Genomic DNA, 15,467 nt, shown 5'->3' on the forward strand with positions numbered 1-15,467 from the left:
CCTCACGCTTGATAATTATCAAGAAGATAAAACATTCACTTGAATTATATTGGGAATGATAATCAATATCATTTGAAAGGCAAGCGGTTTTGGAGGATATATGTTTGGTATTAGTCGAGAGTTTCAAAGGATTGTCTTAGTTGCAATAGCTGTATTACTAAGCCTGCTGATGTTCTCAGTCGCTGCTGTTTAGCCGCAGTTTGTCTCTTCTGTATAGCGATGTCGCTATGTAATAGCCATGTTTGCGTTTGCCTATTCGCTACAGCTCGGCCTGTGACATTTTAGCTAAAAAATAATCACTTTCTTATTAACAAAGTATTTGCAAAGCTAAAAGATCTTAATGATAATGATTTTCATTTGTATTTGTTGGCGGTGAAATGTGAATACTTGGCAAGGAATGATGAATATCGGCAATCAGTTTTTTAACCAACAAAATTGGCCTGAAGCTGAACGTTATTACGAAGACGCAATTTTTCTGCTTGAAGAGCGATTGGTTAAAAATCCACGTTGCGTCGAATCCATTCAAGGGTGGATTTGTGCTTATCACAACCTTGCCGAAATGTTTAACCGTGCCGGCAAGTTTGAAGATGCTCAACGCTGTTTGTTTATTCCGCATCAGTCGATGTTACGCATTTATCAAGATCAGCAAAGTGATGAGGATTTACAGCTGATTGCGCTTAAGGCAATCAAACTTACGCTTAATCCTTTGCTTGAGTTTGCCAAAGAACATCCACCCTGTGAGGCCTGTTTAGCCGAGCTTGAATCTCAACTTGAGCTAGCTTATGGCGATCAAAGAACCTACCACTAACCCTAAATGTAAAAGGACTTTTATGAAAAATCTTGCCGTAAAAACACTGGCAATAAGTGCTGCGTTGCTGCCTTGTATGGTGTTTGCCCATGCTGGTCACGATCATCAATCTAGTTGGTCAAACTTAGTTCACTTTCTATGGTTAGCCCCGATTCTTGTTGCGGCCGGCCTGTTGTTTATTATACGTAAAAAAGCAGCATCAAAAAAATAAGGAGATAAGCATGTTTTACAATGCTTTCGCAAGATTGGATGAAGTGTTTAGCTTTAACAAGGTGTCTGCACATTGCGATATTCCGTGCAAAATCTACGATCCTATTTCGGCTCAGTTAGCGGTATTAACCATGATCCGTATGGTTGATTTGCTTGAAGAGCTACAAGCTAAGTCTGAACTGAGTGCTAACGAACAAGCTCAATTTGGCAGACTAGTAGCGCAAAAAGAGGAACACGGTTTAAAAGTAAAAGAAGAGATCAGGGTGATTTGGGGAGACTACATCAAGCAGCCTCAGCTTGATGCTTACCCGCAACTACATGAGCTTAGCCACAGTATTATGCTGGCTGCATCTAAGGCTAAGCAAAATATCGATAAAGGTGCTTGTCTAGAGCTACTTGATAAAGTGAATCAATTTGCCGATATCTTTTGGCAAAGCAAAGGTGTAGCTACCTTTAAGGCAACTTGCCCTTATCCGCCAGCGCAACAGATCGTATACCCGGATTTGAAGGCGTAATTGTCTTGTTTGGTTTAAGCATTAACAAGATTAGAGGAGATAGTATGTCTCCTCTTTTACCCAAAAACAGCTATGTAATGTTTCACCGTTATTACCTGACTAAGCACTTTAAAGTGGGTGATGTAGTTAAAGTATTGCACCCTAAGTTTGGTCTAATTGTGAAACGAATAGGTTGTATCGACAGGTATGGCTTTATTTGGTTACGCGGCGAAAACCCTAGCAGTGTATCTACTGTTGATATGGGCCCTGTGCGTGCTTCGCGCATTAAAGGCAAGGTATTATTCTGGGTTAAACCGAGCTAAATAAGTTAGCAGTTTATATTATCGATAAATACTGTAGTTTCTGTTTGCTAACAAGGTTCTAAGGCTGGCACTATTAGGCGAGTTTGCTGACAATTCCTTTCTTTACCCCTATAAATCATACTGATATTGTTGTTATTTATTTGTTTAGCTTGAACTATGTATTAAGCTTGGCTTAACTAAGCGTGTAAACAAGCAAAAGGCATTGCTTTGATGCGGTATGAGCGTAGTGACGGTATTTTCTAGCAGGAGGGTTGGATGACCGAACAAGAATTACTATCCCGTGTGAATGAATTACCCAAAGTCTCCAGTGTGGTTCAAGAGCTTGTTAGCATGCTTAACGACCCTGATTGTGATTTTGCCATGCTGGCAAAAAAGATATCCATGGACCAAGTGATTAGTGCGCGAGTATTGCGTTTATCTAACTCTGCTCATTTTGGTCGCAGCCGCACCATTGCCTCGATTAATGAGGCGGTGATTCGTTTAGGCATTGCGCCGCTTAAAACTATGGTTGTGGTATCTTGGCTTACTAGTGCGTTTCCCCGAGTACCTAAGCTCGATATGCAAACCTATTGGAGTGATACCTTCGAGATTGCTAGCATTGCCAGTAAAATAGCCGAAAAAGTGCGTATCGATGCTAATGAAATGTTCACCGCGGGGATCTTGCATAACATTGGCGATTTAATGGTGTTTACTTTAGCGCCCGATGTTGCCGAACAGGTGGCCGCTCGAGTGGCAGAAGGGGAAGACCGCCAAGCTGTGCAGCAAGAGCTCCTTGGCACTACCACCGCAAAACTGGGCGCCGAACTAGCACGCGCTTGGAAATTTGCGCCGCGCTTAGTAGATACCATCGAGTTTCATGTAAATCCTGATGCCGCTAAAATTGAACCGCTACGTGCCTTGGTGCTTAATTTTGCTTGTCGCTTGCATCAAGATTGGGATCATTTGGAAAGCAAAGCTGCCAAAATTGATTATTTTGCCAGCCATGCAAATTCTGGCGCGCTGGTATTGCCATCCTCTTTTTATGTGTCTATCGACAAAATCCGCGGCCAAGGCCGAGAAATGGCGCTGCAAATGGCGAGCTAGTTCTAAAAGCGCTTATTGAGCTCGCTATTCTATGGTTTAATAGGCGCGTTAATTAGCTAGTGGATCCTTGTAGTGAGCGCATCAAACGAAAAACGTCTAAATAAATTTATCAGTGACTCGGGATTTTGTTCCCGTCGTGAAGCAGATAAATTGATTGAACAGCAGCGAGTAACCATTAATGGTCAAAAGCCTGAGTTAGGGACTAAAGTTCAACCGGGCGATAAAGTTGCAGTAGACGGTAAACTGATAAAAGCTATCGCTAGCAATAAATCTGATCGTGTTTACATTGCCTACAACAAGCCCATTGGCATCACCAGTACCACAGAGCGTCATGTTAAAGGCAACATTATTGATGCCATTGGCCACAAGCAGCGCATTTTCCCTATCGGCCGTTTAGATAAACCCTCTGAAGGGCTTATTTTTCTAACTAGTGACGGCGACATCGTAAATAAGATTTTGCGTGCCGAGAATGCTCACGATAAAGAATACGTGGTGACGGTAGATAAACCCCTAAGCGAGCGTTTTGTTGAGCGAATGCAACGTGGTGTACCTATTTTAGACACCGTGACTAAGCCCTGTAAGGTGAAGGTAAACAGCAAGTTTGTCTTTACCATTGTGCTTACTCAAGGCTTAAACCGCCAAATTCGCCGGATGTGTGAGTACTTGGGTTATGAAGTTACCAAGCTTAAGCGCACCCGTATTATGAATGTGCACTTAGATAAACTTCGCCCTGGCCAATGGCGCAACTTAACAGATGCAGAAATGGCCGAGATTAATCAAGCTGTAGCCCATTCAAGTAAAACCGCACCAGAAACCACAGCAGTCACCGAGAAAAAGGTGTTTGTGAATAAAGCGGCAAGCAACAAGGCGCGTGATAAGTTTAAAAAAGCGCGTAGCCAAGGGGCAAATAAAGCTACTTTAAGCCTAAAGAAAAAGTAATCTTAAGCGGATTAATATTCAGCAACTTAGAAGCTCATTATGATAGATAAACAAGCGCGGCAATACCTGCAAGAGATGGATATCGATGTGTGGCTCAAGCGGGCCACACCGGTAAGCAAAACTCTGCGAGCGTCGCCGTCTTGGCCGCTAGTGCTAATTATAGAGTCTGCAGTTTTAGAGCAGCATTTAGCGCTGTTTAAAGGCATTGTTGCGGCGATGAAGCTAGAGTGGGCCGATATTCATATTTGTAGTGCTGCGCATTTTCCTGAAGCTATCGATACTTGGGTGTTATGGGCCGATCCTTTGAGCACCGCACCTAAGCATTCTAAAATCTTGTTTTGCGACCCACAGCAGTTAGCTAGCGATAAACAAGCTAAGCGTATTTTATGGCAGCAGATATGTGCTCAGATCTTAAAACAAGCTTAAGCCCTCTATCGGTGATGGATGTGCCGATGATGCTAAACATAGAGCAACAAGCACATTCGCACCCATGGAGCCGCGCTTTACTCACCAGTAACTTCGGTGGTTTGTATCGAAACCTTGGTCTTTGGCAAGACGACCGCTTATTGGCTTACATTATTTTGCGGGTGGTGGCTGGCGAGGCTGAATTGATCAATATTGCGGTAACGCCCAAACAGCAAGGTAAGGGCTTAGGCACCCAGCTTATGCGGGCAATGTTAGCAATGGCAGACGAGCAGCAATGGCAACAGATTTTGCTGGAAGTTAGAGAAAGCAATGTGAGTGCTCAAAAGCTCTATCTGCGTTTTGAGTTTGAGCAAATAGATCGTCGCAAGGGCTATTATCCCTGTGATAAAAAAGGGCGGGAAGACGCCCTTATTATGCAACGTTTTTGTTAGGCTTTTTTTGCCGCAACCGATGTTGCGGCTCTCGTCATTACCAGTGCCACTGAAAATGAATACCCTGATAATTACTACCACCTTTAATTCTGCCAAACAGCGATGAATTCTCGAAAATACCCGAGCGGTGATGAATGTTATAACCCAGCCACATTTTTTCCATTTCCGGCTTCTTAAACAAGTCACCTAAGTTTACATCTAAAGAAAAGTCCAGATAGTTGAGCAACTTGCTTGGATTATAACCTTTACCTTCTTCGGCTAAGTCAACTTCTTCGATATAAGTAATGTTGGTGACATAAGAGAGGCCCTCTGCTACACCAAAACGCCAACGAATTGGCCAAGTGAAGGTGTAATAAGCTTTAAAGGCAATCACATACTCTAGGATTGGATCCTGTACCTCAGAGCTATGGTGATAAGCCAAACCTGGGGTTAGGTAAACGTCTATCGGGAAGCCGAGCAAGGTTTCACTGAGTAAGTGACCATAAAACACCGAGCTTAACTGGTTGTTATATTCATCTTTTTCGGCTTTAAAGTGGATGATATCGCCTAAGTTAGAAGGGGTTGCCCAAGCATGAGATACCCTCAAGTAACCTTTTGGCCAGTCGCCTTCAGTGGTTTGATACTGCTGGTTGAAAAAGCTAATGCCCAAAAAGCTTTCGAATTGAAAATCTTTGTCGATGATATCTACGTTTTGTACTTCTTTACCGTAATAAGTACCCCCTAAGCGACCTACAAGATAGAAGTCTCGCCATACGTGGTAGCGCATATCAATACCGGCTTTTAAATCCACATCAGCTTGGGTTTTAAAAAGCTCTAGGCCGTAGTAGCGGGTATTATACTCGCTGCTTTTAAGGTGAGCGGTGGCATAGGGCGCTAGATACCAGCGATTGTAGTGCTTCTGCCAAGTAAGGCCTAAGTTGCCGTGAAAATTACCGGAATCATCACTTAATAACTCGGTGTTAAAAGAATAATTGGGTTTGAAGCGCCATTGGCTGCTAACACCGTAATCTATGCCGTCGCCGCGAATTTGGTTTTGATACTCTGACGGAATGTCGAAGAAGCGATATCGGCCCATAACAGAGATATCAAAGTCGTCTTCTTTCCATATTTTGTAGCCAGCTTCTAAGCCGTCTAGATATACTCGGTCGCCTCGGTAATATAGCAGCGGCATAACATCAGCAACGGTATTGGTTTCTGAGCGAAAGGGGATAGTGGCATTTCTAAATCCAAAAGCGATGCCCCAATCGTCATCCATTAAACCGTCAACCATTTCACTGGCTTGGCTACTTAGGCTAAAACACCACAATGTTAAGACAAGAGAATATGAGAGTAGCGAGTTAAGGTGGCGTTTCACCGCTTGATTCTTCCATGTTGGCTGCTTTTCGAGCCAATATTGTCGCACGGGTCACAGATAAACTAAAGCTCGCTTCAGAAAGTGGCATGAAATTTCCTTTCTGCAAAGTATCTTGCGCCACCCAAATTTGATTCATTTCTAAAACCAAATAGCTAGAAACGTGGTGCTCAGGATCAAACATTACAAACAAAGATGGGTAGGTATTAAGGTTGAACTGGTCGGCAAAGCGCTCGTGGGTGCGGTCGGTATCAATGTTCACCTGTACTTTCACATAGTCTTCAAGCATCCGTTTGATCTGAGGATTGTTTAAATAGTCATATTCAAAAGCGATACAGCGTTGGCAGGCTTGCCTGCGCAAATACAAAAACAGCGGTTTTTCAGTGAGTTTTGATTCTCTAATGCCTTGATGGTAGCCCTGAATATCAAATAGCCAGCCATCTTTGGCGCTCACTCCGCGGCCATGAACGTGGTAGATAAAAATGTAACTAAGAGCAGCGCCACCTAAGGCTATCAATATCAAAGTAAAGAAGACTTTTTTGAATAGCTCAAAGCTCATCGCTTGCCCCTTGGTGAATTAACTAAGCATTTGTTTATAAAAGTACTTAGTTAGCTATCGGCCTAATAATAGTAAGCTTTAGTTTGTTGATAAATCAAGCTAGGGCTAGCTTGGACGATTTGCTTAAAAAAAAGCCTCGCAAATGCGAGGCTTTTTGCAGGAGAGCTTAGCTATTTAACAAATTCTAGAATTGTTAGTTGCTCACCTAGGTATGCAGTATTGTTACCAGGAACTGGATACAGCTGCGAACTACGAGATTGTCCATCGTCGTTGTCTGCTAGGGCAATGTTCCAGTCAATGGTTTTACCCGCTAAGCTGTCTACCGGCAGTTCAATAGAGAATTGCATGATAGTGCCATCTTCATTCCATTTGGCAACACGCTTACCAGGGAAGGTGTTTTTCTGGAAATCTTGACCCACTATGCTGCGCAGTTGTACAAACTCTTCACCAACTTTAATGAAAATTTCAATGTTGTCAGTTTGCCAATCATCGCCACTGGTCACCGTTTTGTTGTCATGGCGGTGAACAACACCATGCAAGGTGTTACCAGAGTAAGCTACGCGCCAGCTACCATGAATAATATCTTGGCTTGGCGGCGTTTGGTCTTGGGTATTTAACTGGTTAAAGGCAAACGGGTAGTGGTAAACATTTTCCCATTTTGATAGGTCAAAAGCGCTAGTGGCGTCAAAGCCTTCAATTGGCTCGGCTTTAAAGCTAACTACTTGGCCTTTCAATTTATCGCTAATTTCAGTGTTTTGAGCAGTAAAGAATACTTCACCAAAATCATGACCTTGCCAGCCGTTGTTAGTACCAGGCACCGGGTAAAGCTGCGCGTGACGACCAGCTTCTGGGCCAGCATCGTTATCGGCTAAGGCAATGTTAAAGCCTAAAGTTGTACCCGACAGAGTTTTGGTTTTCTTCGGCGTAATTGAGAACTCTAGAACAGTACCATCTTCGCTCCAGTAGTTTTTTATATCAGCTTGGAAGGCTGTAGGAGCAAACTCTTCGCCAACTAACGCACGAATTTGCGCAAACTCTTCACCAAAACCTAGGAATACCTCTACAGAGTCATTTTCCCAAACCTGCGCTTTGTTACCGGTAACAGTTTTGTCGTCTCTACGTTCTACACGCCCATAAAGGGTGTTGTCATCATAAAGTAAGGCAAAGCGACCCGAGATGTTGCTCTCTGCTGGTAAGGTTAAGTCTTTTCCACCTAACTGGTTGTAGGCGAAGGGGTAGAATACCGCGTCATTCCACTTGGCAATATCGCCATCTAGAGGCATTGCTTTTTTCGCTTCATTACTAATAAAGGCTTCGAAGCGGCGTCCTGTATCAGCTAATGGTGCTGGTGGCTCCCAATCAAATTTTCCTGCGGCTTTATCGGCAAATACTTTATTAACCGCTGTGTAAGCTGGTTTTTCTTTGTATTGCTTATCAAACATTAAGCCGTGGTCGTAACCTTTAAACCAATGCGGGATCCAGCTGTATTTATCGCTAATACCCCAAGTAGTGAAGAAGTTAACTTCATCGTAGTAAGCTGTTAGCTTAGCTAAGTCTTCATACATGTTGGCTTGTTGTTGCAACATCCGGTCAGTAGCGGGATCTTGCATACGAATATCAATTTCGGTGAAGTGAAACTCTAAACCAAGCTCTTGAATTCGCTCAATGTTGGCAGCAATGTCGGCAACCCGAGGCTGTACGCCAACTACCAAGTGGGCTTGAGTACCAATACCGTGAATAGGCACACCTTGCTCTTTCAGTTTTTTCACTAAGCGGTAAGCTGCGTTCGCTTTTGGTGTTTTACCTTCGGTAGAGTAATCGTTGTAAACCAAAATCGCATCAGGGTCGGCTTTGTGGGCAAACTCAAAAGCTTTGGCAATATAGTCTTCACCTAGCGCTTTGTACCATATTGTTGGGCGCCAGCCGCCGTTATCATCTAAGGCTTCGTTTACTACGTCCCAGTATTTCACTTTACCCTTGTAGTGACTTACTACAGCAGTAATGTGTTCTTCCATGATTTTTAGCATTTCTTCTTTAGAGAAATCGCCATTGTCTAACCAATCAGGGTTTTGAATGTGCCATACCAAGGCGTGGCCACGAACCATCATGTTATTTTTTTGAGCGAAATCTACCAGCTTGTCAGCTTTATCGAAGGTGAACTTGCCACGCTCTGGCTGCAAGTAGCTCCACTTCATTTCGTTTTCTGGGGTAAGTTGATTGAATTCACGAGCCAGTGTCTCGGCGAATTGCTTATCTTGAAGGTGGCGTGTTTCTAAGGCCGCACCGATGAAGGTGTCTTGACCTTTTACTACATCTCTTAACGGAGCAGCGTTTACTTGTAAGCTGCAAATTGCAGCAGCAAGCGCCGCCACTTTAAAAATTCCTGTCTTAATCGCATGCTGGCGCATGTTTCTCACTCCTTAAACCGTTCTTAGCTTAAGGCTACCTTAGCCCTCCTTTTATCTAGGGAGCACTGCGAAACTTGATAAATTCGTTGCGAAAAATCACTAATGTGAGCTCTCTCATGCTTGTATGATAATTAATGAATTTCTCAGTTGCAGATGAAACTTGCTAATGTTTGTTCCGCGCAGTCATCACTATTTGCTTGTTTAATAACGATATTTAGATTGAACTAAGGCTTGGTGTTGTTTTCTTCTGAGAGGGGAGTTGCAGCTTGTTCATTGTTTGCTTGCTCAGCTTCTAAAACGGCGCGCTTAGCTTTTGAAACATAGCGCGGTTTGTTGCTATTTTGCTTTTTAGCGTTGGCTTTTTTAGCTTTTTTCTTCAGCGTTTCGTTGATTTTCTTTTTGCGGTTCACGAGTTTGTGCCTGTACTAAATGATTGGGCAAGTTTAACAAATTGTAGCAATAAGTTCTTTAGCTTATGCCTGAGGAATAAGTTAGCACCAGCATCCATGCCGGTTTGCTAAATTGAATGCTTAGGCTGCCTCATGTATGGCTTGATGGGCTTGTTTTTGAAGCTGTTCAGCTAAATCGAAGGGCAGGCGCAGTGCGTAGGCTAGGCCATCTAAGTGCGCTTGCTCAGCTGCGTTGTCTAAGTTGATAGCAAAGCAAGAGGCTAAGTAGAGCTCAGATTTTTGTTCAATGGTCTCTACTTCACTGGCCAACTCGCCAACAGGAATTGGCTGACGCATTAGTTGATACAAGGTTGATTTTACTTGCTCGCTAAGCGCCATTTGTTCTAGCGCTTCAAATATCCGTTGTTGCTCTTGCTCGTCAATGTGCCCATCTGCCTTGGCGGATGCGATCATCGCTTTAAGTATCGTGAGCTGAAAATCGTTGTTATTGGCTATACTGGTAAAGCTGGATTGATCAATTTGCTCTAATTTTTGGCTAGTATGGTGGTTTTGCGAAGAGCTAGATTGCTTTTTCCAGTTACTAAAAGCGCTATAAGCTAAGCCGCCAAGTACCGCTGCACCGCCATAGGTTGCGGCTTTGCCAGCAAATTTTCGTGCGGATTTGTTACTTACTAATAAGGCCATTAAGCCACCCGCTGCAGCGCCTCCGGCTAATCCACCCGGAATTGCCCCCAATACTCCACCACCTTGCTGTGCGGTTTTGGGAGCATCGCCAGAAGCACCTAAAAATTGGTTAAGTAAATTGTTAATCATGCTAGTTTCTCCTCTTGCTTAGCTAGTCTTCTCCGTTAAGAAAACCAAGAATATGCAGCAAGCTGGTGAACAAATTGAAGATGGCAACAAACAACGAGGTTGTAGCCATGATGTAGTTGGTTTCTCCGCCATGAATGATGTTGCTGGTTTCATACAAAATTAGCCCCGACATCAACAGTACGAACATGGCGGATACACCTAAGGATAACGCCGGAATGGCAAAGAAAATTGCGCCTAAACCGGCAAGAAAAGCCACAATAATGCCCACCATTAAAAAACCGCCCATAAAGCTAAAGTCTTTTTTGCTGGTAATGGCATAAGCAGATAGCGATAGGAAGATCACCGCGGTAGCTACCATGGCTTGGCTAACAATCAGGCCGCCATTTGGCAGGCTTAAGTAAGCGGTAAGGATCGGCCCAAGGGTTAAGCCCATAAAGCCAGTTAGGGCAAAAATGCAAACTATGCCCCAAGCACTATTGCGCAGTTTCATGGTGGCAAACAGCAAGCCGAAATAGCCCACCAAAGTGATAATGATACCGGGGTGGGGCAGGTTCATTGCCATGGAAAATGCCGCGCTAGCGCCACTAAACATAAGTGTCATAGAGAGCAAGGCATAAGTATTGCGAATAACTTTATTGGTGGCTAATACGCTCTCATTAACATGGCTAGGGGTATTGCTAATAGGGTGATTGTTCATCTTGTCACTCCTTCCTCAGCAGTGTTTGTTGGGTATTCGGTGAACTCTACAAATTCGCTATTTAGTGGATCGTTATCGTCTTCATCGCTCAAGTTGTAATAGTCGGCAACACTAATGTCGGGAGCCCGAAGTGCCTTATTGCGCACCCGTGCGATACGCCGAGTTACCGAGCGACTAGCCCGGCTAGCTGCCCGGTCTATAGCAACATATATTTGAGCTTGAATGTCTTCTATCACCACATCGGCTTGGCCAGCTAACTTAACCAGAATTTGGCAACGCTTGCCGTTTGCCCCGCTGCTCTCTTTGCTATCTGACAGCTTGACCGCAATGCGCATAATGTTGTTGTACTGCGACCCAAGTGCAAAGTTAATCCGCCTTTTGATATAGGCTTGTAGTGGCTCATTCAGTGGAAAGTGTTGTGAATGCATATCAATTTTCATACTACCTGGCATAGTCTGCTCCTAAGCTGAATCAATACTTTGAATCACGAGTCACTACCTTAATGGGCTTTTATACTTAGGTATACTCGAATATACTTTCCTTATGGTTCGAAAAATACGAAGTGTTTGCTGTGATAAATTATAAACATCTGCATTATTTTTGGGTGGCTGCCAAGCAAGGCGGTATTGCTCGAGCCAGTGAATTACTGCATATCACGCCACAAACTATTAGCGGCCAGATAAGCTTGTTAGAGCAGCATTTTGGCAGCGCCTTATTTAGTAAAGTGGGGCGAAATTTAGAACTAACCGAAACCGGCCGTTTGGCACTTAGTTACGCCGACGAAATATTCACTTTAGGTGATGAGCTGGAAGATAGCCTAAGGCAAGGTTCGGCAGAGCGACCCCAATTGCTAAAAGTGGGCATCGCCGAAGTGGTTCCCAAAACCATTGCATACCGTCTGTTAGAACCGGCCTACAACATGGGTGAGCCTTTACGCATGTTGTGCAAAGAAAACACCCTAGAGAGTTTGTTGGCAGAGTTGGCCCTAAACCGTTTGGATTTAGTGTTGGCAGATGGCCCTGTGCCTCCCGGTTTAGGCGTGCGTGGTTTTAATCATGCGTTAGGGGAAAGTGGCGTAAGTTTTGTAGCCAGCCCAAGTATTGCTAAGTCACTACAAGCTAACTTTCCGGCCTGCTTAGATGGTGCGCCATTGCTGATTCCAAGTGAAATAAACCTTATGCATGTACGACTATTGCAATGGTTTGATAAGCAAAACATTCACCCGCAAATTATGGGTGAGTTTGATGACAGCGCATTGATGAAAACCTTTGGCCAAGCCGGCGTGGGGGCGTTTATTGTGCCTACGGCCATTGCCGATGAAGTGGTGAATCAATATGGGGTGGAATTAATTGGCAGCACCCAAGATGTACGAGAGCAGTTTTTTGCGATTACTGCTGAGCGCAGAATTGCCAATCCAGCGGTAGTGGCGATTACCGAGTCGGCACGCGAATGGCTAGCGTAGTATTTCTAGTTAAGCCAGCTTAGAACGCTTTTGTGCTATGTGCTCCAAATTGATTAATTTGAGTTTGTTTGCTGCTTTACTAAACCGCTAAATGTTACCGGGTGATTTACACTTAAGCATATCTCTGTATGCCTTAGGTTTATTGTATGTCGCGCCAAGTATTTCCCTTCTCTATTGTTCAAGATGGCAAACCAAGTAACGGGCTTGCCGAACTGAGCTTGCTTAACTCAAATACGCTTAGAGTGAAGATTGCCCCTGATACCGAGAGTTTAAGCAAACAGCAAATGCTAAGTGAGTTGGTGGTGTTGCCGCAATTAACGGTTGACCCGCTGTATAGCTCTACCGAGCAAATGCGCAGCGAGCACTTGAATATAGCGTTTAGCGAAAACGGCTTGAGCATTAGCACTGCCGAAGGTGAGCTGCTGCGCGTAGCGCAAACTGCTTTTAAGCAACAAGGTGATGATAGCGCGCTTAGCCAGCACTTTGTTAGCTCTGGTGAACAAGCTTTTTATGGCTTAGGTCAATATCCTGATGGGATCTTTAATTACCAAGATCAAAGCCGCGAGATTTGCCAATCTAATAAAGGTATAGCAGCCCCTTTGCTACTATCCACCAAAGGTTATGCAGTGCTATGGAACCAACTTGCTTTTACCCAGTTTACTAGCCAAGGAGAGGGCTTTAGTTTTAGCTCAGCCGCTGGAGAGTGCATAGAGTTTTACGTTATTTATGGCCCCGAGTTTGACCAAATTATTCAGCATTATCGAAAGCTTACTGGCACTGCGCCGCTATTTGGCCGTTGGGCTTATGGTTACTGGCAAAGCAAAGAGCGTTACGTAAATGCCGCCGAGCTAGTTGCCACTGCTAAAACTTACCGCGATAAAAAAATTCCCATCGATAACATCGTGCAAGATTGGAAATACTGGGGAGATTTGGGCTGGAGCGCAATGCAGTTTGACGAGCAAGTGTTTGGCGATGCTGCCACAACTATTGCTCAACTTCATGATATGCACTTCAAACTCATGGTGTCGATTTGGCCAATCGTTGGCAAAGGCAGTCCGGTGTTTAAGGCCTTGTTAGAAAATGGCTATTTATTTGAAACCGAACATTGGGCCGATGGCCATATTTACGATGCTTATAGCCAAGGCGCACGTGATATTTATTGGCAACACCTTAAAGCTGGATTAATGGATCTAGGAGTTGATGCGTTGTGGATGGATGGCACCGAGCCAGAGTTTATCTCAAGCCAAAATCCAAAAGATGGCGTGGAGTTTTGCCATCAGCAACGTGATACCGAGTTGGGATCTTGGAAGCAGGTGCTAAATGGTTATTCCTTAATGACCACGCGAGGAGTTTATGAAGCGCAGCGTCAGCAAATTTTACTAGGAGCAGAAGACAAACGTGTTTTCACTCTTAGTCGCTCCAGCTATTTAGGTCAGCAACGTTACGCCGCAGCTTGTTGGTCGGGAGACATTAGCGCCACTTGGCAAGTATTGCGTCAGCAAATTCCAGCAGGCTTAAACTTGTGTGCCGCGGGTTTACCTTATTGGACTACCGACATCGGTGGATTTTTTACCAGTGGTTTTGGTGCGAATTTCCCAGAAGGTGTAGACGATGATGCCTACAAAGAGCTGTATGTTCGCTGGTTCCAATATGGGGCTTTTTGTCCGCTATTTCGCTCTCACGGCGCCAATACACCGCGCGAAATCTATCAGTTTGGCGAGCCGGGTGATTGGGCCTTTGACGCCTTGTTAAAGTTCAACAAATTACGTTATCGCTTATTGCCTTATATCTATTCACAAGCTTGGAATGTTACTGAGCATGGCGGCACCATGATGCGTTTGCTGGCCTTTGATTTTAGGCAACAAGCACAGCTGCATAACATTAGCGATCAGTTTATGTTTGGCGACAGTTTGATGGTGTGCCCAGTTACCCAAGCTATGTTCCATCAACAAAGTTTGCAGCAACAGTTGATTGCTCCAGAGCACTTGCACACGGCGGAAGGCTTACAAGGTATTAGCGAGCAACACTTTTCTGATGATCAATTCAAACAGCTGGTTGCTACGCAAGTGGTTGAAAGCATCGATGGCAACTGGGCAGGTGGCCCGCCAGCGGGTTTGCCTTTAAGTGGTTATAGCGTGCGTTGGCAAGGGCTGCTCACCGCGCCGGTCGATGGCGAGTACAACTGGCTGATTCATGCTAACGATGGGGTGCGTTTCTATTTAGACGGTAAGCTGTTGATTGATAGTTGGCAAACTCAGGCGCAGCTTAACCATAAAGCGAGTTGTCATTTAAAAGCAAACCAACAATATCAACTGGTGGTTGAATATGCGCATTGGCAAGGTTCGTCAAAATGTAGCCTAAGTTGGGCCCATGCAGGTATCGCTCATCAGCAAACGCAGTTATATCCAGCTGAGCGAGAGGTGGTGCTACCTGCTGGCCTTGCTTGGTATAACTATTGGAACAAGCATTGTTATCAAGGTGGGCAAATTATTGCGATGGGCACGCCTATCGACATTATGCCCTTATTGGTAAAAGCCGGAGCCATTATTCCACATGGCCCTGAGGTGCAGTATCACGATGAATTACCGAGCGACCCGCTTACTATTGAAGTATACGCGGGTGAGGATGGCCGCTTTTGCTTGTATGAAGATGAGGGAGACAGTTATCGCTATGAGCAAGGGGCCTATAGCGAAATTGTGTTTGAATGGGATAACAGTAAGCGCTGTTTACATATTGCCAAACGCAGCGGCAGTTTTGCGGGTATGTTGCAACAACGTACCTTTAATGTTCACTTAATTAGCGCTTTTGATATTCAGCGACAAACTCTAGTTTATGTGGGAGAGGAGCAAAGCTTGCAGTTTTAAACAAAGAAATTACTAGGGGCTGCTTATATTTGCTGATGCTGCTCAGAAGGGGGGATAAGCTAACGAAATTTCAACATTAAAGGTCAACACCAAAGGTCAACAGATCCTAGTTTAGTGGCAAAACTGTGCAGCAAGTAGGCGCTTAAATCAGCAAAATTATCTATAGATTGTTTTTAATAAACTAAACAA

Annotated in this window: 17 protein-coding genes; 10 read left to right on the top strand and 7 right to left on the bottom strand. The window is 44.3% G+C overall.

Translation table 11 applies throughout. The features are described from left to right. Positions 1-379: 379 nt before the first annotated feature. The 8 genes from OAG1_RS04080 (at position 380) to rimI (ending at position 4,714) form a co-directional block, all read left to right on the top strand. The gene (locus OAG1_RS04080) at positions 380-808 is read left to right on the top strand and encodes a hypothetical protein (protein WP_215426388.1); all 429 of its coding nucleotides are present in this window, start codon (positions 380-382) and stop codon (positions 806-808) included. Positions 809-830: 22 nt separating this feature from the next. After that, positions 831-1,019, top strand: coding sequence for a hypothetical protein (locus OAG1_RS04085; protein ID WP_338624194.1), 189 nt, complete (start codon positions 831-833; stop codon positions 1,017-1,019). A 10-nt stretch (positions 1,020-1,029) separates the two neighbouring features. Next, positions 1,030-1,533: a superoxide dismutase, Ni gene (gene sodN / locus OAG1_RS04090; RefSeq protein WP_338624197.1), complete on the top strand. Its 504-nt coding sequence runs from the start codon at positions 1,030-1,032 to the stop codon at positions 1,531-1,533. A 5-nt stretch (positions 1,534-1,538) separates the two neighbouring features. Then, the gene (locus OAG1_RS04095) at positions 1,539-1,835 is read left to right on the top strand and encodes a S24 family peptidase (protein ID WP_338624199.1); all 297 of its coding nucleotides are present in this window, start codon (positions 1,539-1,541) and stop codon (positions 1,833-1,835) included. A 255-nt stretch (positions 1,836-2,090) separates the two neighbouring features. Next, entirely contained in the window at positions 2,091-2,918 is an 828-nt protein-coding gene (locus tag OAG1_RS04100; RefSeq protein ID WP_221077405.1) for an HDOD domain-containing protein, read from the top strand. Positions 2,919-2,990: 72 nt separating this feature from the next. Continuing rightward, positions 2,991-3,857: a 23S rRNA pseudouridine(2604) synthase RluF gene (rluF, locus tag OAG1_RS04105; RefSeq protein WP_338624203.1), complete on the top strand. Its 867-nt coding sequence runs from the start codon at positions 2,991-2,993 to the stop codon at positions 3,855-3,857. Between the two features lie 39 nt (positions 3,858-3,896). Continuing rightward, positions 3,897-4,283: a DNA polymerase III subunit psi gene (locus tag OAG1_RS04110; protein ID WP_152784340.1), complete on the top strand. Its 387-nt coding sequence runs from the start codon at positions 3,897-3,899 to the stop codon at positions 4,281-4,283. Next, positions 4,244-4,714 carry a ribosomal protein S18-alanine N-acetyltransferase gene (gene rimI / locus OAG1_RS04115; RefSeq protein WP_338624208.1) on the top strand — a complete coding sequence of 157 codons (471 nt, stop codon included), beginning with the start codon at positions 4,244-4,246 and terminating at the stop codon, positions 4,712-4,714. Before OAG1_RS04110 ends, rimI begins: the two co-directional genes overlap by 40 nt. A 37-nt stretch (positions 4,715-4,751) precedes the next feature. Here the strand turns inward: rimI and OAG1_RS04120 are convergent, their stop codons facing one another. From OAG1_RS04120 to OAG1_RS04150, 7 genes are all read right to left on the bottom strand, one after another. After that, positions 4,752-6,068, bottom strand: a complete 1,317-nt coding sequence (locus tag OAG1_RS04120; RefSeq protein ID WP_338624210.1) for a MipA/OmpV family protein — start codon at positions 6,066-6,068, stop codon at positions 4,752-4,754. Then, complete coding sequence (locus OAG1_RS04125; RefSeq protein WP_152784344.1) at positions 6,052-6,624, bottom strand: thioredoxin family protein; 573 nt, start codon at positions 6,622-6,624, stop codon at positions 6,052-6,054. Before OAG1_RS04125 ends, OAG1_RS04120 begins: the two co-directional genes overlap by 17 nt. A 170-nt stretch (positions 6,625-6,794) precedes the next feature. Further along, positions 6,795-9,032 (bottom strand): endo-1,4-beta-xylanase, encoded by a 2,238-nt coding sequence (locus OAG1_RS04130; protein WP_338624214.1) that lies wholly within the window; start codon positions 9,030-9,032, stop codon positions 6,795-6,797. Between the two features lie 224 nt (positions 9,033-9,256). Beyond that, entirely contained in the window at positions 9,257-9,442 is a 186-nt protein-coding gene (locus tag OAG1_RS04135; protein WP_338624216.1) for a DUF2986 domain-containing protein, read from the bottom strand. A gap of 120 nt (positions 9,443-9,562) precedes the next feature. After that, positions 9,563-10,255 carry a tellurite resistance TerB family protein gene (locus OAG1_RS04140; RefSeq protein WP_338624218.1) on the bottom strand — a complete coding sequence of 231 codons (693 nt, stop codon included), beginning with the start codon at positions 10,253-10,255 and terminating at the stop codon, positions 9,563-9,565. A gap of 22 nt (positions 10,256-10,277) precedes the next feature. Then, positions 10,278-10,952, bottom strand: a complete 675-nt coding sequence (locus OAG1_RS04145; protein ID WP_016401582.1) for a Bax inhibitor-1/YccA family protein — start codon at positions 10,950-10,952, stop codon at positions 10,278-10,280. Then, positions 10,949-11,404 carry an HPF/RaiA family ribosome-associated protein gene (locus OAG1_RS04150; protein WP_338624223.1) on the bottom strand — a complete coding sequence of 152 codons (456 nt, stop codon included), beginning with the start codon at positions 11,402-11,404 and terminating at the stop codon, positions 10,949-10,951. The genes OAG1_RS04145 and OAG1_RS04150 overlap by 4 nt, the downstream gene beginning before the upstream one ends. Before the next feature lie 119 nt (positions 11,405-11,523). On the opposite strand from OAG1_RS04150, the gene nhaR reads away from it, so the two are divergent. Beyond that, on the top strand, positions 11,524-12,414 hold the full coding sequence (gene nhaR, locus OAG1_RS04155; protein ID WP_338624225.1) for a transcriptional activator NhaR: 891 nt from the start codon (positions 11,524-11,526) through the stop codon (positions 12,412-12,414). Between the two features lie 146 nt (positions 12,415-12,560). Continuing rightward, positions 12,561-15,278, top strand: coding sequence for a TIM-barrel domain-containing protein (locus OAG1_RS04160; RefSeq protein WP_338624228.1), 2,718 nt, complete (start codon positions 12,561-12,563; stop codon positions 15,276-15,278). Positions 15,279-15,467: the final 189 nt, after the last annotated feature.

It is taken from the genome of Agarivorans sp. OAG1 (assembly GCF_037076485.1).
Classification (GTDB): domain Bacteria; phylum Pseudomonadota; class Gammaproteobacteria; order Enterobacterales; family Celerinatantimonadaceae; genus Agarivorans; species Agarivorans albus.

Coding starts and splice junctions, on each gene's coding strand:
- OAG1_RS04145 (WP_016401582.1), bottom strand. CDS start 10,952: ATGAACAATCACCCTATTAGCAATACCCCTAGCCATGTTAATGAGAGC.
- OAG1_RS04125 (WP_152784344.1), bottom strand. CDS start 6,624: ATGAGCTTTGAGCTATTCAAAAAAGTCTTCTTTACTTTGATATTGATA.
- OAG1_RS04130 (WP_338624214.1), bottom strand. CDS start 9,032: ATGCGCCAGCATGCGATTAAGACAGGAATTTTTAAAGTGGCGGCGCTT.
- rimI (WP_338624208.1), top strand. CDS start 4,244: ATGGCAGCAGATATGTGCTCAGATCTTAAAACAAGCTTAAGCCCTCTA.
- OAG1_RS04100 (WP_221077405.1), top strand. CDS start 2,091: ATGACCGAACAAGAATTACTATCCCGTGTGAATGAATTACCCAAAGTC.
- OAG1_RS04140 (WP_338624218.1), bottom strand. CDS start 10,255: ATGATTAACAATTTACTTAACCAATTTTTAGGTGCTTCTGGCGATGCT.
- OAG1_RS04085 (WP_338624194.1), top strand. CDS start 831: ATGAAAAATCTTGCCGTAAAAACACTGGCAATAAGTGCTGCGTTGCTG.
- sodN (WP_338624197.1), top strand. CDS start 1,030: ATGTTTTACAATGCTTTCGCAAGATTGGATGAAGTGTTTAGCTTTAAC.
- OAG1_RS04110 (WP_152784340.1), top strand. CDS start 3,897: ATGATAGATAAACAAGCGCGGCAATACCTGCAAGAGATGGATATCGAT.
- OAG1_RS04160 (WP_338624228.1), top strand. CDS start 12,561: ATGTCGCGCCAAGTATTTCCCTTCTCTATTGTTCAAGATGGCAAACCA.
- OAG1_RS04150 (WP_338624223.1), bottom strand. CDS start 11,404: ATGCCAGGTAGTATGAAAATTGATATGCATTCACAACACTTTCCACTG.